A 19,669-nucleotide genomic window follows, 5' to 3' on the forward strand; every position below is an offset into this window, starting at 1 on the left:
GATCAGGGCGATCGGCACGCTGGCCGAGAGGGTGAGACCGGAGGAGGATGGTACGACCCCTGCCCGACGACGTGGAGATGAGCGCGTGACAGTCACCGACGAATATCTGGACAACAACAAGTCGTATTCGGCCGGGTTCACCGGCCCCTTGCCGTTGCCCCCGAGCAAGCACATCGCCATCGTGGCGTGCATGGATGCGAGGCTCGACGTGTACCGCGCCCTGGGCATAGCGGAAGGGGAGGCGCACGTGATCCGCAATGCGGGCGGCGCGGTGACCGACGACGTGATCCGTTCGCTCGCCATCAGCCGGCGGCTCCTCGGCACCGAGGAGATCGTGCTCATCCACCACACCGATTGCGGCATGCTGACCTTCACCGACGACGAATTCACGCGCGCCGTCGAGCAGGACACCGGGATCCGGCCGCAGTGGGCCCCGGAATCGTTCCGCGACCCCGAGGAAGATGTGCGTCAGTCGCTGCGCCGGATCGAAGTGAGCCCGTTCGTCACCGAACCGACCTCACTCCGCGGATTCGTCTTCGACGTCGCTACGGGCAGGCTGAACGAGGTGGCGCACGAACGGACCTCCTGACGAGGTCCCGACCTGCTCGCCGAGAGAAGACTCAGCTCGCCGACGACGAGGTCAACCGCGCAGCGAGGTTGTCCGGCATCGGCTCGTGCCGGAGATACATCCGCGCGAACTCGGCGGTGCCCTGAGTGATGGCCCGCAGTTCGACGGGGTAGCGGCTGAGTTCGATTTCGGGAACCTCCGCGCGCAGCAGGGCTGTTCCCGGTTCAGGAGATTCGGTGCCGAGGACGCGGCCGCGCCGTGCGGAGAGGTCGCCGAGCACCGCACCGAGGAACTCCTCCGGCACGATCACACGGACCGCAGCCACCGGTTCGAGAATGCGGACGGTGCTGTGCGCCGCCGCATCTCGCAACGCGAGCCCCGCGGCGGCCTGGAATGCGGCGTCGGAGGAGTCCACCGAGTGAGCCTTGCCGTCGACGAGCGTGACCTGCACGTCGACCAGGGGGCATCCGGCCGAGGCGACCCCCTTCTCGGCCTGTGCGTACACACCCTTCTCGACCGACGGGATGAACTGCCGGGGTACCGCGCCGCCGACCACGCGTTCGGCGAACACCACCCCGCTTCCCATCGGCAAAGGCTCGACTTCGACGTCGACCACCGCGTACTGGCCGTGCCCACCGGATTGTTTGACGAGTCGTCCGTGTCCGGGCGCGGGTGTCGCGAAGGTTTCGCGGAGCGCTACGGCAAATTCCACCGGATCGACTTGGACTCCGTGCCGGGTGCGGAGACGGTCGAGCACCAGTTCCGCGTGTGCTTCACCCGTGCACCACAGCACGATCTGGTTGGTGTCGGGATTGTGTTCGACGCGCACGCCCGGATCTTCCGCCGCGAGCCGTGACAGTGCCTGCGACAACTTGTCGTCGTCGGTGCGAGTGTGCGCCTCGATCGCGACGGGCAGCAACGGTGTCGGGGTCGGCCACATATCCAGGTGCGCAGGCTGATCCGGCTCGTGCAGTACGTCACCGGGCTGTGCGGTCGCGAGTTTCCCGACCGACACCAGGTCTCCCGCGACGGCCTCTCCGACGGGCCGCTGCTGTTTGCCGAAGGGACTCGACAGTGAGGGAATACGGTCGCGCGAATCGCGGTCGCCACCGGTGAGCGCAAGCGTCGAATCCGGACGGAGCGTGCCGGCGTAGACGCGCACCAGGCTGATCCGGCCGACGTACGAATCTCCCGCGACGCGGACGACCTGCGCCACCAGATCCGCGTCCGGGTCGCACGCAGGCGCACCGCGCGACCGCCGGGTGGGATCGGGGAAACCCGTGGTGATCAGCTCGAGCAACTCGACGGCGCCCACCCCGTATTCTGTGGCGGGAACCGCGGGATGTAGTGCGCAGGACAGGAATTCGCGTGTCAGCCCTTCTTCGAGCGAGGCGGTGTCGAGTTGTTCGCCCGCGATGAACCGCTCCATGAGCGTGTCGTCCTGCCCCGAGATGGCTTCCACCAGCGCTTCGCGTACGTCCTCGGACACGGGGGACGGGCCCGGTTCGCCGTAACGGCGTCCGGTCAGCAAACCCATCGAGCCGACCGGCCGGTCACCGTCGTACACGGGGTAGAACAGCGCGCGCAGCGTGTCCGGGCCGAGGCCGAACGCGTCGTGGCATTCGGAGAGGACGTCGTCGTAGCTGCGCCGGGCGATGTCCAGTTTGTTCACGACGATCGCGCGGGGAATCTTCTCCTCGTCGCACTCGCGCCACAACGCGCGGGTCGCGGCGGAGATCGGGTCGGTGGACGAGACGACGAAGATCGCGGCGTCGGCAGCGTGCAAGCCCGCCCGGACTTCGGCGTCGAAATCGGGGTGACCCGGAGTGTCGATCAGATTGATCTTGATGCCCTTCCATTCGAGCGCGAGCACCGTCAACTGCACCGACCGCTGATGTCTCTGCTCGATCTCCTCGTAGTCGGACACCGTGGTGCCCTCGGCGACCCGCCCGGCGCGTCCCACCGCACCCGTCGCGGCCGCCAGCGACTCGGCGAGGGTGGTTTTCCCGGTGCCGGTACACCCGACGAGCGCGACATTGCGGATTCGATCGGGGCTGTCGGCGACGGGCGCCTGCCTGCTGCGTGCTGCGGTGCGATCGGGCATCGGCGTGCTCCTCGGGTGGCCTGAGCACAGTCTAAGCGGGTTCTCCCCAGCTCACGGCCGAATATTGTCCTCGGTCAATCGGGTTGGCGGAGCGGCCTATCGGGCGATGTGCAGTCGTGAGAGAACAGAGCTTCGTACACTCGGTGCATGACGGTGGACGCGGTGTTCGACTCCGACGATGTGCGCCGCGCGGCCGCCGCCCTCCGGACGCCGGACATCGCGCGGTGGGCGGATCGTTTCGAACTGTTGTCCGACGTCAACCGGCTGCGGTTGCTGATGTGCCTGCACCATGCCCCGGGGATCTGCGTCACCGATCTTGCCGCGGCCCTCGAGATGACCGGGACCGCCGTCTCCCACGCGCTGCGTCTGCTACGAAATCGTGGCTGGGTCACCGCGGAGCGGGAAGGGCGCCTGGTGCGGTACCGGCTCGCGGACACCACGGTGCACGAACTCCTCCATTCCATCGGGGCCACGCACGAGCAGGCAGGCCATTCGCACACGCACCGCCACCGCACAGAGCGTTCCTGAGGCGGTCTCCGTCGTCATTCTCCGCCGTGCGTGTGTGCCTCGCGCGGCGTCAGGCTGAATCCCCACGGGAGCTCGAGGCGGTTCTGCGCGAGCAGACCGGAGTCGGACAGGATCGTCTCGATCGGGCCGTCCGCCGCGAGGCGTCCGTCGTTGAGGATCACCGCGCGGGTGCACAGTTGCGCCGCGTACGGCAGGTCGTGGGTGACCACCAGCATCGTCGTGCCCAGGCCGAGCAGCACCTCCGCCAGTTCCCTCCGGGACACCGGGTCGAGATCGTTGGACGGTTCGTCGAGCACGAGTACCTCGGGCCGGCAGGACAGCACCGTCGCCAGCGCGACTCGCCGCTGCTGCCCGGCCGAGAGATGCATCGTCGTGCGCCCGGAGTGTTCCTCCATCCCCACCGCCTCGAGCGCGGACTGCACCCGCGAGCCGAGTTCCGGTTCCGGCACCCCGAAGTTGGCCGGTCCGAACGCCACGTCCTGAGACACGGTGGGCATGAAGAGCTGGTCGTCGGGGTTCTGGAACACAAGGCCGACGCGGCTGCGAATTCCGCGCAGCGTACGGCGCGTCACGGGCGTTCCACCGATTCGTACGGTCCCGGACGACGGAGCCAGAACGCCGTTGAGGTGCAGCATGAGGGTGGTTTTGCCGGACCCGTTGGGACCGAGGACGGCGACCCGCTCGCCGGGCTCGACTGCGAGGTCGATACCGCGCAGTGCGTGACGGCCGTCGGGATACACGTGCTGCACCCCCTCGAGTTCGACGGCGGGGGACGTGCTCACAACCCGCCCCACGCTGCCGCGCACACCGCGCCGGCGAGTGCCGCGGGCATCAGGCCGAATGCCCACGCTGTCCGGGTCGCCGCCGATCCCGTGGCGGGCACGGCACCGGTGAAACCCCGGGAAAGCATCGCCCAGTGCACCCGCTCGCCGCGTTCGTACGCGCGCACGAACAACGACCCGACACCGCGTGCCGTCGCCCCGATGCGGTGGAGCATCCGCGGATCGTCGCCTCGCGAGCGCCGCGCGATATCCATGCTCTTCGCTTCGGCGGCGAGCAACGTGGCATAGCGCAGCATCAACAGCACCACGGTGGTGATGAGCGGCGGGACATGTAACCGTGTCAGACCACCGGGCAGATCCTGAACCGGTGTGGTCGCGGCGAGGATGAGGGACGCGAGCACACCCAAGGTGCCCTTCACCACGATGCCCCACGCCGCATACAAGCCCGGCACCGACAGGGACAGCCCCAGCCACTCCACGCGTGTCCCGGACTCCGCGAACGGCAGCAGCACCGCGAGAACCAGGAACGGCAGTTCGATGGACATCCGGGGCAACAACCACGACAGCCGGATACGAGCAGCGACGCAGACCGCCGCGACGATCGAGAAATACAGCGCGAACGCCCACATCGCTTCACGCGGTGTCGCGACCACCACGAACGTGAAGACGACCGCACCGACGATCTTCACCTCGGTGGGGAGCCCGCGGGCCGCCGCGGTGACGGCGGCCGCGCCGTTCTCGATCGTCGGCGTGCTCACGGCCCGGTTTTTCCGAGGGGCGCGTCGCTCCGGGCGGGCTTCCGGCGGCGTGCCAGCACCATGAACAACCCCGCTGCGAACACCAGCGTGGCGACCGCGCCGACGATCCCGGCCACGCCGGTGGTCCCTTCCCGTTCGGCGACGGCATAGTCGGCGAGCGGGCTCGTTGCCAATGCGTGGTCTTCGGCGCCGATCGCGGGACAGTCACCGGCGAGGGACTCGCTCGTATCGCTCTCGGCGATCTCGCAGCCCCGCACGGTCGCGGCTTCGAGCCCGTCGGGATTCGGGTCGGCGAACGAGGACACCACCCCGGCGAGGAGCAGCACCGCCGCACCCAGCACGATCAGAACGGCTTTTCGGCTCATACCGGACTCCGATCACCTTGACGCAACGGCCGGAGGAGATAGACCAGGTCGGGGCGCGCTCGTGCCACCGCCATCACCGTCACGGCCGTGATCACTCCTTCGCCCATGCCGATGAGGACGTGCACGCCGAGCAGGAACGGTGCGATGGTCCCGATCGAACCCGCGGTGCCGCCGACGGCGTATTCGACCAGGAAGCCCGCGGCCGCGACCACCGTGGCGACCACCGCGGCCACGAAGGATATGACTCCGAGCACCGCGACGCCCGAGGACCGGCGCAGCAGCGGACGCAAGGCGATGGCCGTTCCGTACCCGGCGGCGACTCCCAGCAACGCCATGTTGGTGACGTTGGTTCCGAGTGCGGTGAGCCCGCCGTCGGCGAACAGCAGTGCTTGCACGACGAGCACGACTGTCAGGCAGAGTGCGGCTGTCGCCGGGCCCACCAGGATCGCGGCGAGGGCCCCTCCGAGGACGTGCCCGCTGACACCGGGAAGCACCGGAAAGTTGATCATCTGCAGGGCGAACACGAACGCGGCGACGAGACCGGCGAGGGGAGCGGTTCGTTCGTCGAGTTCCCGTCGTGCGCGGGGCAGCGCCACCGCGAGCCCGAGCGCGGCGATCACGAAGAACACAGCCGATGTCGGTGCGTTGATCAGACCGTCGCTCATGTGCATTGCCGAGACGTCCATGGAGTTCCCTCCGACGTGGAAGATCATTCGACCCTACCTGCCCGACTGAACAGTCGGACAGGTTTTACGCCGACCCTCCGACGTGAAATATGCGCCGAGAAGGCATGATTCGGACATCTCGCACAACGAGGACGGCGTCACACCGGTCGACGCGGACGCTCCGCTCGCACCCGCCGGACGAAACGGCGCCGGGATATCGCGCCGGCGGCACGATCGTGCATGTTCGAAGAAACCCGGCTGTTCCTGTAGAATTCTCGGGTTGCTTCGGGTCGGGCACGGCGGGAGGTCGGGACGCCGTGCACCTGTTTTGTGCACGCAGAAAAGTCTTGTGCACGCAGAAAGTCCCGAAAAGGTATCGATGTCCCGCAGTTCACGTTCCGCCCCCTCGCATTTCCGTGTCATGCACGATCTGGTCGGGTCGGCGTACTTCCCGATCTCGGCGCTGGCCCGGCTACCGCTGTCCATGCTGGTGCTCGGCGTTCTCACCTATGTCGTCGCCTCGTCGTCCGACTTCGCCGCCGCCGGCATCGCCGCGGCGGTCACCGGCGTGGGAGTCGCGGTCGGGGCACCGCTGTCCGGTATCGCCTCCGATCGCTGGGGCCAGCGGCCGACGCTGCTCGTCTCGACCGCCGTCTATGTGGTCGCGGTCGTCGCGGTGCTCGCCGCGGGAAGTTCCCACGGCGCAGGCGAGGCGTTACCGCCGACCCTGCTGGCTGCCGCGTTCGTCGCCGGTCTCGTCGTTCCGCAGTGCGGTCCCATGACACGCGTGCGCTGGATTCGCGGTTTGTCCGCGCGCGGCGCGGACGAGGCGGTGGAAGAAGCCCAGGGGTACGAGGGAACCATGGACGAACTCGGATTCGTCCTCGGCCCCGCGGCGGTCGGCATCATCGCCGCGGTGTTCGGTGCTGCCGCACCGTTGTATGTCCTGATCGCCCTGACGGCCGTCGTCGTGCCCTGGTTCGCGGTACACCCCAGTGCCCGATTCGCGGCGCCCGTGCACCGGTCCGGACCGGTCGGCGGCAGCGCCCCGGCCACCGGACCCGCCGCAGTGTCGTGGGGTCCGGTGGCAATTCTGCTGACCGGAATGCTCGGTATCGGAACGATTTTCGGGTCGCTCGCCACCATCACGACCGTCTTCGCCGACGAGACCGGGCACCCCGGCAGCGGCGGACTGATCTACGCCGCGCTCGGGCTTGCCTCCGGCGCAGCGGCGTTGAGCGTGTCCCGGTGGAGTGGACGCCTCACCGTCCCCGTGCGGTGGCTGGGGTGCGCGGTGCTGCTGGTTCCCGCACTGGCGTTGCTGTGGCTGCCGAACGCGCCGTGGCAGATGGCCGTTGTCCTGTTCCTCATCGGCGCGCCGATCGGTCCGGTCCTGGTGACAATTTTCAGGGTGGCGGGCGACTACACGCCGGCACGGCGACTCGGACTCGTCATGACGTTGCTCAGCGCCGGGATCACCTTGGGCACCTCGATCGGTAACTGGGTCGGCGGCGAACTCGCCGATGCCGGCGGGCACTCGGCCGCCACCTGGGTGGCGCTCGGCGCGGGGCTGGCTCTGTTCGCGTCCGGGGTGGTCTTCACCGCCGTGGGGGCGCCCCGCGCGCCCCCCCCCCCCCCCCCCCCCCCCCCCCCGGGGGGGGGCGGGGGGGGGGGGGGGGGGGGGGGGCGGGGCGGGGGGGGGTTCCCCGGCGGTGCGCCCCGGCGCCGCGACCCGCACGCCCGAACCGCCGCCGACCCGGGAACTGCTCGGGTCCGTCCACTGATCCGCTGAGGAGTCAGTAGACGTCGCGCACGTACCGCTTCTCCCGTTTGAGGGTGGTGACGTACTCGGCGGCCTGCTCCGGGCTCATCCCACCGTGCTCGGCGACGATCGCGTGGAGCGCGGCGTCGACATCCTTCGCCATGCGGGAGGCGTCACCACAGATGTAGAAGTGACCGCCTTCCTCGAGCCACGCGAACAACTCTGACCCGTGTTCTGTCATGCGGTTCTGCACGTAGATCTTCTCGGCCTGGTCGCGGGAGAACGCGAGGTCGAGCCGGGTGAGTACTCCCGACGCTGTGAACTCGGCGAGTTCGTCCTCGTAGATGTAGTCGGTGTCGCGGCGCTGATCGCCGAAGAACAGCCAGTTCTTTCCGGTCGCGCCGCGCGCCCGCCGCTCCTGGAGGAAGCCGCGGAACGGGGCGATACCGGTCCCGGGCCCGACCATGATCATCGGCACGGCGTCGTCGGACGGGACACGGAACGCCTTGTTCTTCGTGACGAAAATGCCCACGGTGCCGTCACCGACGCGGTCCGCGAGATAGGTCGAGCAGACGCCGTGCCGCTTGCGGTCGTCGTCGCCGTACCGCACCGACGCGACGGTCAGGTGTACCGAACCGTCGCACGCGTTCGGACTCGACGAGATCGAGTACGCGCGGTGCTGCAGCGGCCGCAACAGCGACAGGAACTCCTCGGCCGACAGTTCCGGTGCGGGTTCGAGCAGCAGCACGTCGAGTATGTCGCGGCCCCACAGCCATTCGTCGAGTGCGGCCTTGTCGCCGTGCCGCAGCACATACGTCAATTCCTCGTTGCGGGTGCGCTTCTCGATTTCCTCGAGCAGGTCGACCGTCGGCGCGGTGATCTCGAAGTCGTAGGTCAGCAGATGCGTGAGGGTGCTGCCGAAACCGGCGGGTACGACGGAACCGTCGAGGCGCAACCGGTCGAGCAGCGTCCGCACGAGCGCGGGGTCGTTGAGGGGGACGACGTTCAGCGCGTCGCCGGCCTCGTACTCGATGCCCGACTCGCCGAGCGCGAACTCGTAGTGCCGGATCTCCTTTGCCGAACCCGCACCCGACAGCAGCCGGTTGGTCGTGAGCGTCGCGGGGTAGGGGTTCTTGCGGGTCCACTGCGACTTCGGACGTGCCGGTGCCGTCGGTGCGGGTGCGGCGGGCGAACCCGGCCCCACGATTCCCTCGACCGCCGCGACGAGCGGCATCGTCTCGCTGATCCACGCGGCGGCGGCATCCTCGAAATCGACGTCGCAGTCGACGCGCGGGACGATGCGCTGCGCTCCGAGTTGTTCGAGACGGGTGTCGAGCAGTTTGCCTGCCTGGCAGAAGCCGTCGTAACCGGTGTCGCCGAGCGCGAGGACCGCGAAGTGCATGCGCTCGAGCCGCGGGGCCGAGTCCGCGGACAGAGCGTCCCAGAACAACTCCGCGTTGTCGGGCATCTCGCCTTCGCCGTACGTGGAGGTGACGATCAGGACGTGCCCGGCCGAGGCGAACCGGTCGAGATCCATATCGTCGAGTGCACACACCACCGGAGCGAACCCGTGCGTGCGCGCCGCGGCGGCCGCGTCCTCGGCCACCGCTTCGGCATTGCCCGTCTGCGAGCCGTAGAGCACATGCAGCACGGGCGCCGCACCGGCGGTTCCGGCATCGTCGGCGGGACCGCCGGAGAACAGCCGGGTCTGCATACCGGCGAGGAAGCCGGCGAGCCACGACCGCTGGTCGTCGGTGAAGGGCGCATCGAGGGGGATGAAAGGAGTTGTCATGCGGGGACTCCCGTCGTGGAGGCGAGGACGTTCGGCACGGCGTTGCGGGCGAACAGTTCTTCGTAACCGGGCAAACGACCGATCGCGTCCAGATTCTTGCGGCTCTGCAGGAGAATCCAGCCGTATGTTCCGGGGGCGTCGACCGAACGGACATTGCGCAGTGCGAGCGCCTGCTTGTAGTCGCCGAGTCGCTTGTCGGCGACCAGCACCGCCAGTTGCTCGTCGGAGTGATCGGCGATCGCGGCGAGTGCGTACCGTTCGAGCTTCGCGACGAGGAAGAAATCTTCGGTGAGCAGCAGATTGCGCGCAGCCTTCTGCACCGCCGGATCCGAGACGTCCGACGCGCCCGGAACCTTCTGCAACGCCATCTCCTGCGCGGCGGCGAGCACCGTGTAGTTGTTCAGCAAGGCATACATCGTTTCGGTATCGGTGCCCGACGGGGTCAGTCCACCGGCGACGGGCGCACCCGAGCGGTAGCTCTCCTTGAACTTGCGAACCTGATGGGCCACCAGCGCGGACGCAACCTCGGAGGCGAGTTCCCTGCGCGACGCGGCGGCCAGGATCTCGTCGGCGTCCTGGTACTGCAGCAGTGCGCGCGGCATCCCGTAGGCGAAGTGGTGTTGCTCGGTCTGCCAGTTGTCCAGCAGGAACCGCGCTTTCACAGATCCGGTCGACTCGACGTGCAGGTGCAGCAGCCGAAGCACCGCGGCGCTGTGCAGCGCGGCCTGCGGATCGTCTCCGGTGATGGACCCGAGCAGGATCGAGTCGGCGCTGGCCTTGGCGGGCAGCAGTCCGTCCGGGTCGTACTGGTAGACGAAACCGCCGGACATGCCGTTGCCGAGTCCCTTGCCGAATCCGCCGAGGTTGAGTACCGCACCGTTGGTCATGTACTCGCAGGCGAAATCGCCGACACCCTCGACCACGGCCGTCGCGCCGGAATTGCGGACTGCGAAACGGTCACCTGCCTCGCCTTCGACGAGCAACCGGCCACCCGTCGCCCCGAACAGGGCGAAATTGCCGATGAGTACGTTGCCGCCGCGCTCATCGCAGCCGCCGCCGGGGGAGCGCAGGACGATCTGCCCGCCGCACTGACCCTTGCCGACACCGTCGTTCGCGGTGCCGATGTGCTCGAGGTGCATACCGTCGTTGCAGAACGCGCCGTACGACAAGCCCGCCGATCCGGTGGTGGTCACGGTGACGGTGCCGTCGCGCAACCACCCGCGTCCGCGCTCGTCGCGCAGCACGGACGGAAGGTCGTCGAGATCGTCGTGGTTGAGCATCCGCTCGATGTCGATCGCCAACTGCGCGCCGACGCTCTTGTTGTTGTTCGTCAGGCGGACCCCGTCGCCGAGAGTCACGGTGCTCTCGCGTGCCTCGATCAGGGCCTCCCGCAGCCGGACCAGCCACGCGTCGTCGAGCGAGTAGTCCTTCTCCAGGTAGACGGGGTTGTCGACGCGAACCTCGGGCAGGACCGTGAGCATGGCGCGCAGGTCGAGCTGCCCGATGCTCGAGGGGTGATCGAGCAGGTGCAGCAGGTCGGCGCGGCCGCGGGCATCGCGCAGCGAGCGCAGGCCCAGCCGGGCGAGCACTTCGCGCGTTTCGTGGGCGATGTTGAGCAGGTACTGCGCCATCGCGCGCGGGTCGCCGTCGAAGACCTCGGGATTGGTGGTCAGTCCGGCGGGGCACTTGACGTTGCAGTTCTTCGCCATGACGCATCCGAGCATCATCAGTGCGGTGGTGCCGAACTCGAAGCTGTCGGCTCCCAGCATCGCGGAGACGATGACGTCCGACGCCGTCTGGTGCGCACCCGAACACCGGAGCACGACCTTGTCCCGGAGTCCGTTCGCGGTCAGGGCCTGATGAACTTCGGCCACGCCGATCTCGGCGGACCGGCCCGCGTACTTCAGGGACGTCACCGAGGCGGCCCCGGTGCCGCCGGTGTTACCCGCGACGTTGATGACATCGGCGCCGGCTTTGGCGACGCCGACGGCGATCGTGCCGATACCTTCCGAGGACACCAGCTTGACGACGACGCGCACCCGGGCGGCCTTGCAGTCGTGGATGAGCTGCGCGAGGTCCTCGATGGAGTACGTGTCGTGGTGTGGCGGAGGCGAGATCAGTTCGACACCCGGGGTCGCACCACGGGCGGCCGCGATCTCGACGGTGACCTTCTTCGCGGGAAGCTGGCCTCCTTCACCGGGTTTGGCACCCTGCGCGATCTTGATCTCGATCTCCTCGAGCATCGGATCGGCGAGGTACCCGGCCCAGACACCGAAGCGGCCCGAGGCGAACTGCTTGATGCGGGAACCGCGAATCGTGCCGTATCGCGAGATGTGTTCGCCCCCTTCGCCGCAGTTCGACATGCCACCGACCATGTTGGTTCCGTGCGCGACGGCTTCGTGCGCGTTGGAGTTCAAGGCGCCGTGGCTCATCGCACCCGAGGCCAGGGCGCGGGTGATCTCGTGTGCGGGCTGCACCTGATCGAGACGCACCGCCGCCGGAGCCTGACGGACCAGACTCAGGTAGTCGGCGGCGTCACCGACCGCGTGCACGGTGAGAGTGTCGCCGTAGCAGCGGTGCGAGACGATGGCGTCGCCGAACCGCGCGACGAGAGACCGGCCGAGCGCTGCGGGCCGGGTGTGGTCGTCGGCGAGCGGTCCGGTCAGCCGGAGCACGAACTCGTTCTCGCCCACGCGGGCCGCGGCCAGGCCGCGCACGCGCATCGAGTTGTTGCCGTACCGCGAGAACCGCCCCATCTCTTTGTGGAAGTCGTCGGTGGTGACCGCGTAGGTGATGTCGGACGGCAGGGCGAGGACATCGCGCAACGCGGCGGGGCGGCGGGAGCGCTCCTCCGCCATGGTCCGCGCGAATGCCCGGTAGCCGGGGGTGATCTCGAAGGAGTCGATTTCGGCGTCGGTCAGTGCCCGGAAACCGCCGTAGCGGTACGCCTCGTCGTCGAGACCGTGTGCGTCGGAGAGGCGGTGCAGCGGCAACAGGCGCAGCGAGTCCGTCAGGTCCGGCTCGGCCTCGCGCACGGCGGGCACGGCGAGGGGTTCTTCGGTCATGTCGACGAATCCGCGCACGGCGGTGGTGCCGAACGAGTGTCCCGCCCCTTCGGCGCGTTCCTTGAACAGGCCGAGCAGGGGGACGTCCGCCTCGGACTCGACGGCCGCTGCGCGTCGATGCCAGTCGGCTACGGCTTGGGCGACGGTGGTGAACCCGACGCCTCCCACCGGGGTGGCCACGTTCGGGAACCAGCGGCGGAGCACCTCGTCGTCGGTGTCGAGGTAACTGGGCTCGAAGAACTCACCGCCGATGTACGACTCGACGGTGCACAGCCCGACCCTGCCCATCGTCTTCATCAGCGACTTCTCCGCGGCCTTGCGGAACTTCAGGAACGCGAGGTCGGCTTCGTCGCCGTACTTCTCCTCCGCGCGCATCTGCACGGTGAGCGGGTACACCGCCGCAGCGCCGAAACCGAGGGTCGCGGCGATGTGGTGCGAGGAGCACAGCTGACCGGACTCGACGATCACCGACACGCGCAGGCGCACGCCGTCGTCGATGAGTCGTTGGTTGACCGCGGCGATCGCGAGAATCATCGGCAGCGCGGCGCGGTCGGTGGCGACGTGCCGGTCGGTGAGGACTGCGATGCCGCCGGACTCCCGCGCGAAATCGGCGATGCGGTCGGCAACCCCGTCGATCGCGGCGGCGAGTTGAGCGGCGTTGGCCTTCGTGTCGTCGAAAACCGGGGTGTAGAGCATCTCGAAGCGCCGCACCGGGGTGTCGGTCTGCTCCCGGATCCGAAGCATCTCGAGGTGGGTCAGGATCGGGGTGGGCACCACGATCTGGGTCGCGGTCGACGACGGTGCGCCGCTGCCGGGGCGTGCCCCCAGCGCGACGCGCAGGGTCATGCCGTCGGCCTCACGCAGGGAATCGAGCGACGGGTTCGTCACCTGGGCGAAGCGCTGCGAGAAGTATTTGGCGACACCGCCTTCCTGATCGGACAGGGCGTTGATGGCGTTGCCGTACCCCATTGCGGAGATCCGTTCCTGACCCGATGCGAGCATCGGGTCGAGCATGAAACGGAACGACTCCTGGTTGAGTGCGTACGAGACGTACCGCTGGTGCCGCCCGAGATCGCCGTTGTAGCGCAACGGTGATCCCGCCTTTTCCGCGGGGACGGGCGGGAGCGCCTCGATCTCACGTCGTGCGGCATCCACCAGAATCGAGTAATCGCGCTCGGCCGCAAGTAGTTCGAGCGCTTCGACGGTGCCGTACGAGCGCCGGGTGCGATGGTCGAAGTACAGCATGCCGCCGGCCTCGATGCGTCCGCGGCGCAGTACCGTGCTCGGCGCGAAATCGAACTGGCCGGCCTCCGACGTGACGGCGAGGTAGTCGGCGGTCTCGACGGACCGCAACGGGCGCAGGCCGAGGCGGTCGAGACGTGCGCCGACCACGGTGCCGTTACCGAAGATCAGCGCCGCAGGACCGTCGTTCTTCTCCTCGTAGAGGGAAAAGAACTCGAGCATCGCACGTACCTGCGGGGACAACGTGGTGTCGTTCTCCCACGCCGGCGGCATCATCTGCACGACGGCGGTGACCAGGTCGAGACGGTCGAATGCGATCCGGGACGCGAGAGTCTGGTCGAAACGGCAACTGTCGGACTGGCCGGGAGGCCGGACGATGTCGCGGCCCATCGCCCGGGCGAGCGCACCCTCGAACAAACGATTCTTGCGGTCGGTGTTCAATTCACCGTTGTGCGCCATGAGCCGGAACGGCTGCGCCATCGTGGGGTGCGGGTCCGTGTTGGTGGAGAACCGCGTGTGGAAGAACAAGGTGTGCACCGAATGCCGCGGATCCGTCAGGTCCCGGAAATAGGGGATGACCTCATGGGAGTTCAAGCGTCCCTTGAGAACCTGGGTACGGCAACTGAGCGAGAGCGGATACAGCCCCGTGAGATCCGGATCGGGGTACGCGTGCGCCTCGACATCGAGGAGCACGTCGTGCAGGAGGCGGTCGAACTCGTCGGCCGACGCGCAGGTGTCGGGGCGGGTGAAGATCCACTGCCGGATCGGCAGTTGGTGCCGGACCGCGGCGGCGCGCAGCACGCTGTCGTCGACCGGGACGTCGCGCACCGCGAGGACCGGGATTCCGGCGTGGGCGAGTGCCGCCGAGATCAGGCTCTCGGCAGCCGCCCGGGCCGCGTCCTCGGAGGGGAGAAAGAAGTTGCCGACGCCGAAATGATCTTGCTGCAGCGGTGTTCCGGCGATCGCGGAGAAGAATTCCACCGACAGGTCCACGTTGACGCCGGCCCCGTCGCCGACCCCCTCCGCGGACATGCCGCCCCGGTGCGGGACCACGCAGAGCGCCTCGTGCCCGCGAGTGAGGATGTCGTGGGTCTGCACACCGTCTTTGCGGGTGATGAAACCTACGCCGCAGCTGCTCTTGTCGAGACTGCTGTCGTACAGCCCGGTGTTGTCGGCGTTCGTCAACGGAATGCCCTCCTCGGCGGATCGAGTGCGACGTCGTCCGACAGTGAGGGACGCGAAGGGGGAGGCGAAGATTCGCACTGATCCGCGATCGCACAGAGCTCTGCCGGAGACGGTGATGAAAGGCAGACGACGTTGTCCGGATGTGCCGAGCGATGCGACGGTGGAGCGCGCGAGCAGCGAAACAAATTGTAGCCTACGTGTTAACGCCGTGTTCGGCGCCGTGCATCACACCCGCCGTGCATCACACCCGCCGCGCTCACCTCCGGATGTCCCGCCCGGCAGCGCGGGCACCGATCCCGTCGAACAGCCGGCCCACCGACGCGACTTCCTTCGATACGCTGCGCCGGAGAGACGCACGACACACACGGAGGCGCGCATGACCGACATTCTGGACCGCACGCAGATCTACATCGACGGACAGTGGGTGGCATCGGACGGGCCCGGGCGCATCGAGGTCCGCGACCCCGCAACGGAAGAGGTCATCGCCGAGGTGGCCGAAGGAACCGCCGGCGACGTCGATCGGGCCGTGGCCGCTGCCAGGGCTGCATTTCCCGCGTGGTCCTCCCTCAGCGGTGCGGCGCGCGGCGCCCACCTCGAGAAGATCTCCGCCCTCGCGAACGAGCGTGCCGCGGACCTGACCGCGACCGTCTCCCAGGAGATGGGGATGCCGATGAGGCTCGCCGCCGCGGTCCAGGTGGGTATGCCACTGAAGAACATCGCGAGCTATGCGGCGCTGGCCGCGGACTACGAGTTCGACGACCGGCAGATCGGCAACGCACTCGTGGTGCGCGAACCGATCGGGGTCGTCGGCGCCCTCACGCCGTGGGACTACCCGCTGCACCAGGTGGTCCTCAAGGTGTTCGCGGCACTCGCGGCCGGATGCACCGTGGTCCTCAAGCCGACCGAGGTGGCGCCGCTGGTGACCTACGCGCTCGCCGACATCGCGGACGAGGCCGGTCTGCCGCCCGGGGTCTTCAACGTGGTGAGCGGATACGGTCCGGTCGTCGGTGAGGCCATCGCGGCGCACCCGGACGTCGACATGGTGTCGTTCACCGGTTCGACCCGCGCCGGTAAGCGGGTCGCGGCGGTCGCGGCGGAGACGGTGAAGAAGGTCGCGCTCGAATTGGGCGGCAAATCCGCCAATATCATCCTCGACGACGCGGATCTCACCGCGGCCGTCGCCGACGGCGTGAGCAAGTGCTTCCTGAACTCCGGCCAGACCTGCACAGCCCTGACCCGCATGCTGGTCCCGGCCGAGCGAATGCCGGAAGTCGCCGCGCTCGCCGAGCAGGTGGCACGGAAATTCACCGTCGGACACCCGGGCGACGCCGCATCGAAGCTCGGCCCGCTCGTGAGTTCGACGCAGCAGGCGCGTGTGCGGGCGTACATCGACACGGGCGTCGCCGAAGGCGCAGAACTGGTGCTCGACGGCCGCGACACCGGGCTCGGCACCGGATATTTCGTCGGCCCCACGATCTTCTCCGGAGTCACCGAAGAGATGACGATCGCCCGCGAGGAGATCTTCGGGCCCGTGCTGTCCATCATGGGTTACCGCGATGAGGACGACGCCGTGCGTATCGCGAACACCAGCGAGTACGGCCTGTCCGGAGGCGTGTGGTCCGCCGACCCGCAGCGTGCCGAGGCGGTAGCGCGCCGGATTCGGACCGGTCAGGTCTACATCAACGGGGGAGCGTTCAACACCGACGCCCCGTTCGGCGGCTACAAGCAGTCCGGCATCGGCCGGGAGGGCGGCGTGTCCGGTCTCGAAGAGTTCCTCGAGATCAAGACAATCCTGCGTTGATGCCGCCCGGTCTACCGCGCAGATGACGGCTCCCGGCACGACGCAGCCCCCGCACCGTGGGTGCGGGGGCTGGAAGTGGCGTGACGGGTCTCAGCGTCGGCGCGTGCGCCCGAGGCGCAGCAGCGTCATCGCGAGCGTGTTGCCGTCGGCGCCGAGTTCGTGGAATCGGTCGAGAACCGCCATCTCCTCGGCCTGCGCCTCGCGGGTCGCGCCGGACTTCTTCGCGACAGCACCGATGCGTTGTGCCAGCTCGGCGCGTCGCTTGATGACGTCGAGAATCTGGGCGTCGAGCTCCTGAACCTGTTCGAACAACGTCCCCAGTTCAGCTTCGGTCGTCGACGCTGCGCCCTGGGTGCCGATGCCAGGCGAATCAAGCTGGACAGTCATGCAGACTCCTCCGGTCTCGTCTGAATCGTCAGAGATAATGTCGTGTTCCTCGCCGGAGGTGTTACTCGGCCATACCAAAAAATCTCCGGAACCCGTATTCGCCACTGTTCCGACCCCCTGAAAACGCCGTGTGAACTGGCGTAACACTACAACTGACCAGTAAGTATGGTAATCGTCACATTCTCGCCTGCCAACCGAATTGCCGACCGCGAGACCCTTCGCCGTCCGTGGCTCCCCGGATCACCGACCCGCGGCGGCGCCTACCCGTTCAGGTAGCGTCGGGCTCCGACCGGCGCGGGCCGGGGGCGTCGGGGCTCCTGGCAGACCCGGAGGGGAGACCGATGCGACGAACATACGTTCGGCGGGGTGAAGACGGAGAGGCCGACAGCATTCGGACGGCTCCGGAACGCCCCCCCGAATGGCCGACGCAGAAATGGAACGTGCCGGCGACCGTGGCGACGGGAGCCGCTGCACTGACCGGGCTCGGTGCGCTGTGGGGAGGGTTGCGAGCTGCGGAGTCCGGCGCCGGAGGCGAGTCGCGATTCTTCGTGATTCTCGCGGTGCTCATGCTTCTCACCGCGTTGTTCGGAGCGGTGTACTGGTGGCCGGAGCGACGCGAGCCGAAAGTGCGGTACACGGAGACCTCCGGTCGCGGAACCACCGAGGTGCAGGCCCGCACGGCCGTATTCCTGCTGCTGGTCGCGATGGTCGGATGCGCGGCGGCGCTGTCGCTCGGCGCCGCGGTCGAAGTGCTCGTCACCAACGGTGGTGTGCCGCTGGTCAGCGTCGTGCTGGCAACGCTCGGGTCGGTCTGCGTCGTGTTCCTCGGAGAAGTGGCACTCGGCAGGATCCGCGCCGGAGGGCTGACACTCGGCCCCGACGGGATCAGGCACCGCGGCTGGTTCGTGGAGTCGTATCTGCCCTGGGTGTCGGTGGCGCGCCTCCGCGCCGTTCATCACGGTTATCCCGAAATGTGGGTGGAGGGCACCGAGACCGCCGCGTGGGCACGTCGCCGGACGAGCAAGATCTTCCGCCTGGAATCGATACCCGCCTCCCCGCGGATCGTGGTCGACTCCCGGCGCTTCGATATCGACGCCTCGCTCCTGTATCGCGTTCTCGAGCTCTACGTGGGGCGCCCGGACATGCGTGCCGAACTCGGTACCCCGGATGCGGCGACCCGCGTACGCAGCGGTGACCTCGCTGCTCCGGAGAAGAAGGACGGTAGCGATGGCGGGCATAGGCACCCGGTGTCGTAATATCCGTCACGGATTTCCCTCGTGCGACCAGGCCACATCGGATTGCGGTTCGGAGCGTCGGCGTCGCGGACAACGGTGTTCGATCAGATAGGACGAGAACATGAGTACTCCGGAACCGATCGTCATCATCGACGGCGCACGTACGCCGATCGGTAGCTTCGGTGGCGCCTTCAAGGATGTGCCCGCCCACGAACTCGGCGCCACGGCTGTGCGCGAGGCTCTGAAGCGTGCCGGGGTGGCACCGGAGGACGTCGACGAAGTCATCATGGGATGCATCGGCCAGGTCGGGGCGGACGCCTACAACGCGCGCCGCGTCACCCTCGCCGCGGGACTGCCGGTCGAGACACCGGCCCTGACGGTCAACCGCTTGTGCGGCTCCGGGCTGCAGGCCGTGTGGTCTGCGGCGCAGGAGATCCGCTGGGGCAGCGCCGACATCGCCGTGGCGGGTGGCGACGAGAGCATGTCGCGCATGCCGTTCTACGACTTCGGTGCGCGCAACGGCTACAAGCTCGGCAATCGTGAGCTCGTCGACGGCACCGTCGGCATGCTGACCGACCCGTTCAGCAACCTCCACATGGGCGTCACCGCGGAGAACGTCGCCCGCGAATACGGCGTCGACCGCGACCAGCAGGACGCCTTCGCTGTCGAATCGCAGCGCCGTGCCGCGACCGATGCCGCCAAGGCCGTGTTCGCCGAAGAAATCACCCCGGTGGAGATCGGTGGGCGCAAGCCCGTCACCGTCACCGAGGACGAGCATCCCAAGCCCGGCACCACCGTCGAAACACTCGGGAAGCTGCGCGCCGCCTTCACGAAGGACGGCACGGTGACCGCCGGTAACGCGTCGGGCATCAACGACGGTGCCGCCGCGCTCGTGCTCGCGCGTGAGTCGGCCGCCCGCGAGCGCGGACTCGAAGGCTCCGTGGTTCTCGAGGCCGTCACCACCGCCGCGATGGACCCGCAGCTCATGGGCTACGCGCCGACCTTCGCCCTGCGCAAGCTGTTCGAGCAGACCGGCACGTCGCCGGCCGACATCGGCACCGTCGAACTCAACGAGGCGTTCGCGTCGCAGGCGATCGCCGTGATGCGCGACGCCAAGCTCGATCCGGAGAAGACGAACCCGTACGGTGGCGCGATCGCCCTCGGTCACCCGGTGGGAGCAACCGGCGCCATCCTCACCCTGCGCGTCGCGAAGGACCTCGTTCGCCGCGACCTCGAGCTGGGCATCGTCACCATGTGCATCGGTGGCGGGCAGGCTCTCGCGGCTCTGCTGCGCCGTGTGAACTGACGACCGCGTGAACTGACGAGCGCGTGAACTGACGACACCGCCGCATTCAACGGAACCGGGGCCGGGGGCCGCGATACCCCCGGCCCCGGCCCGGGGCCCGGCGGGGAGGGGCCCCGGGGCGCGG

General features: G+C 68.3%; 14 protein-coding genes. 6 read left to right on the forward strand and 8 right to left on the reverse strand.

The window, feature by feature from the left end:
- Positions 1 to 85 precede the first annotated feature (85 nt).
- Positions 86 to 589, forward strand: coding sequence for a beta-class carbonic anhydrase (locus tag TVH25_RS06710; protein WP_422423645.1), 504 nt, complete (start codon positions 86 to 88; stop codon positions 587 to 589).
- Positions 590 to 620: 31 nt separating this feature from the next.
- Here TVH25_RS06710 and TVH25_RS06715 read toward each other — a convergent pair whose 3' ends face one another.
- Positions 621 to 2,672: an elongation factor G gene (locus tag TVH25_RS06715; RefSeq protein WP_422423646.1), complete on the reverse strand. Its 2,052-nt coding sequence runs from the start codon at positions 2,670 to 2,672 to the stop codon at positions 621 to 623.
- Positions 2,673 to 2,819: 147 nt separating this feature from the next.
- Here TVH25_RS06715 and TVH25_RS06720 point away from each other — a divergent pair, with 147 nt between their 5' ends.
- A complete protein-coding gene (locus TVH25_RS06720; protein WP_296551551.1) occupies positions 2,820 to 3,200 on the forward strand; it encodes an ArsR/SmtB family transcription factor in 381 nt (126 codons plus the stop codon).
- A 14-nt stretch (positions 3,201 to 3,214) separates the two neighbouring features.
- Here the strand turns inward: TVH25_RS06720 and TVH25_RS06725 are convergent, their stop codons facing one another.
- Genes TVH25_RS06725 through TVH25_RS06740 form a run of 4 tightly spaced genes read right to left on the reverse strand, consistent with a single transcriptional unit; the run spans position 3,215 to position 5,791 of the window.
- On the reverse strand, positions 3,215 to 3,982 hold the full coding sequence (locus tag TVH25_RS06725) for an energy-coupling factor ABC transporter ATP-binding protein (protein ID WP_296551549.1): 768 nt from the start codon (positions 3,980 to 3,982) through the stop codon (positions 3,215 to 3,217).
- Positions 3,979 to 4,740 carry a cobalt ECF transporter T component CbiQ gene (gene cbiQ / locus TVH25_RS06730; RefSeq protein ID WP_422423647.1) on the reverse strand — a complete coding sequence of 254 codons (762 nt, stop codon included), beginning with the start codon at positions 4,738 to 4,740 and terminating at the stop codon, positions 3,979 to 3,981. Before cbiQ ends, TVH25_RS06725 begins: the two co-directional genes overlap by 4 nt.
- Positions 4,737 to 5,105 carry a PDGLE domain-containing protein gene (locus tag TVH25_RS06735; protein WP_296551546.1) on the reverse strand — a complete coding sequence of 123 codons (369 nt, stop codon included), beginning with the start codon at positions 5,103 to 5,105 and terminating at the stop codon, positions 4,737 to 4,739. The genes cbiQ and TVH25_RS06735 overlap by 4 nt, the downstream gene beginning before the upstream one ends.
- Complete coding sequence (locus tag TVH25_RS06740; RefSeq protein ID WP_422423654.1) at positions 5,102 to 5,791, reverse strand: energy-coupling factor ABC transporter permease; 690 nt, start codon at positions 5,789 to 5,791, stop codon at positions 5,102 to 5,104. The genes TVH25_RS06735 and TVH25_RS06740 overlap by 4 nt, the downstream gene beginning before the upstream one ends.
- A 400-nt stretch (positions 5,792 to 6,191) precedes the next feature.
- Between TVH25_RS06740 and TVH25_RS06745 the strand changes: the two genes are divergently transcribed.
- On the forward strand, positions 6,192 to 7,562 hold the full coding sequence (locus TVH25_RS06745) for an MFS transporter (RefSeq protein ID WP_422423648.1): 1,371 nt from the start codon (positions 6,192 to 6,194) through the stop codon (positions 7,560 to 7,562).
- Positions 7,563 to 7,566: 4 nt separating this feature from the next.
- Here the strand turns inward: TVH25_RS06745 and TVH25_RS06750 are convergent, their stop codons facing one another.
- A complete protein-coding gene (locus tag TVH25_RS06750) occupies positions 7,567 to 9,324 on the reverse strand; it encodes a sulfite reductase subunit alpha (protein WP_422423649.1) in 1,758 nt (585 codons plus the stop codon).
- On the reverse strand, positions 9,321 to 14,816 hold the full coding sequence (locus tag TVH25_RS06755) for a glutamate synthase-related protein (protein ID WP_422423650.1): 5,496 nt from the start codon (positions 14,814 to 14,816) through the stop codon (positions 9,321 to 9,323). Before TVH25_RS06755 ends, TVH25_RS06750 begins: the two co-directional genes overlap by 4 nt.
- Before the next feature lie 376 nt (positions 14,817 to 15,192).
- On the opposite strand from TVH25_RS06755, the gene TVH25_RS06760 reads away from it, so the two are divergent.
- Positions 15,193 to 16,617: an aldehyde dehydrogenase family protein gene (locus TVH25_RS06760; RefSeq protein ID WP_422423651.1), complete on the forward strand. Its 1,425-nt coding sequence runs from the start codon at positions 15,193 to 15,195 to the stop codon at positions 16,615 to 16,617.
- Between the two features lie 90 nt (positions 16,618 to 16,707).
- Here the strand turns inward: TVH25_RS06760 and TVH25_RS06765 are convergent, their stop codons facing one another.
- Positions 16,708 to 17,004 carry a chorismate mutase gene (locus TVH25_RS06765; RefSeq protein ID WP_169622434.1) on the reverse strand — a complete coding sequence of 99 codons (297 nt, stop codon included), beginning with the start codon at positions 17,002 to 17,004 and terminating at the stop codon, positions 16,708 to 16,710.
- Between the two features lie 440 nt (positions 17,005 to 17,444).
- Here TVH25_RS06765 and TVH25_RS06770 point away from each other — a divergent pair, with 440 nt between their 5' ends.
- Positions 17,445 to 18,260, forward strand: coding sequence for a hypothetical protein (locus tag TVH25_RS06770; RefSeq protein ID WP_422423652.1), 816 nt, complete (start codon positions 17,445 to 17,447; stop codon positions 18,258 to 18,260).
- A gap of 100 nt (positions 18,261 to 18,360) precedes the next feature.
- Positions 18,361 to 19,545, forward strand: a complete 1,185-nt coding sequence (locus TVH25_RS06775; protein ID WP_169652756.1) for a thiolase family protein — start codon at positions 18,361 to 18,363, stop codon at positions 19,543 to 19,545.
- Positions 19,546 to 19,669 lie beyond the last annotated feature (124 nt).

The sequence above is a fragment of the Rhodococcus sp. 7Tela_A2 genome (genome assembly GCF_049311045.1).
Taxonomy (GTDB): domain Bacteria; phylum Actinomycetota; class Actinomycetes; order Mycobacteriales; family Mycobacteriaceae; genus Rhodococcus.

Coding starts and splice junctions, on each gene's coding strand:
- TVH25_RS06715 (WP_422423646.1), bottom strand. CDS start 2,672: ATGCCCGATCGCACCGCAGCACGCAGCAGGCAGGCGCCCGTCGCCGAC.
- TVH25_RS06720 (WP_296551551.1), top strand. CDS start 2,820: ATGACGGTGGACGCGGTGTTCGACTCCGACGATGTGCGCCGCGCGGCC.
- TVH25_RS06735 (WP_296551546.1), bottom strand. CDS start 5,105: ATGAGCCGAAAAGCCGTTCTGATCGTGCTGGGTGCGGCGGTGCTGCTC.
- TVH25_RS06740 (WP_422423654.1), bottom strand. CDS start 5,791: ATGGACGTCTCGGCAATGCACATGAGCGACGGTCTGATCAACGCACCG.
- TVH25_RS06745 (WP_422423648.1), top strand. CDS start 6,192: ATGCACGATCTGGTCGGGTCGGCGTACTTCCCGATCTCGGCGCTGGCC.
- TVH25_RS06750 (WP_422423649.1), bottom strand. CDS start 9,324: ATGACAACTCCTTTCATCCCCCTCGATGCGCCCTTCACCGACGACCAG.
- TVH25_RS06760 (WP_422423651.1), top strand. CDS start 15,193: ATGACCGACATTCTGGACCGCACGCAGATCTACATCGACGGACAGTGG.
- TVH25_RS06765 (WP_169622434.1), bottom strand. CDS start 17,004: ATGACTGTCCAGCTTGATTCGCCTGGCATCGGCACCCAGGGCGCAGCG.
- TVH25_RS06775 (WP_169652756.1), top strand. CDS start 18,361: ATGAGTACTCCGGAACCGATCGTCATCATCGACGGCGCACGTACGCCG.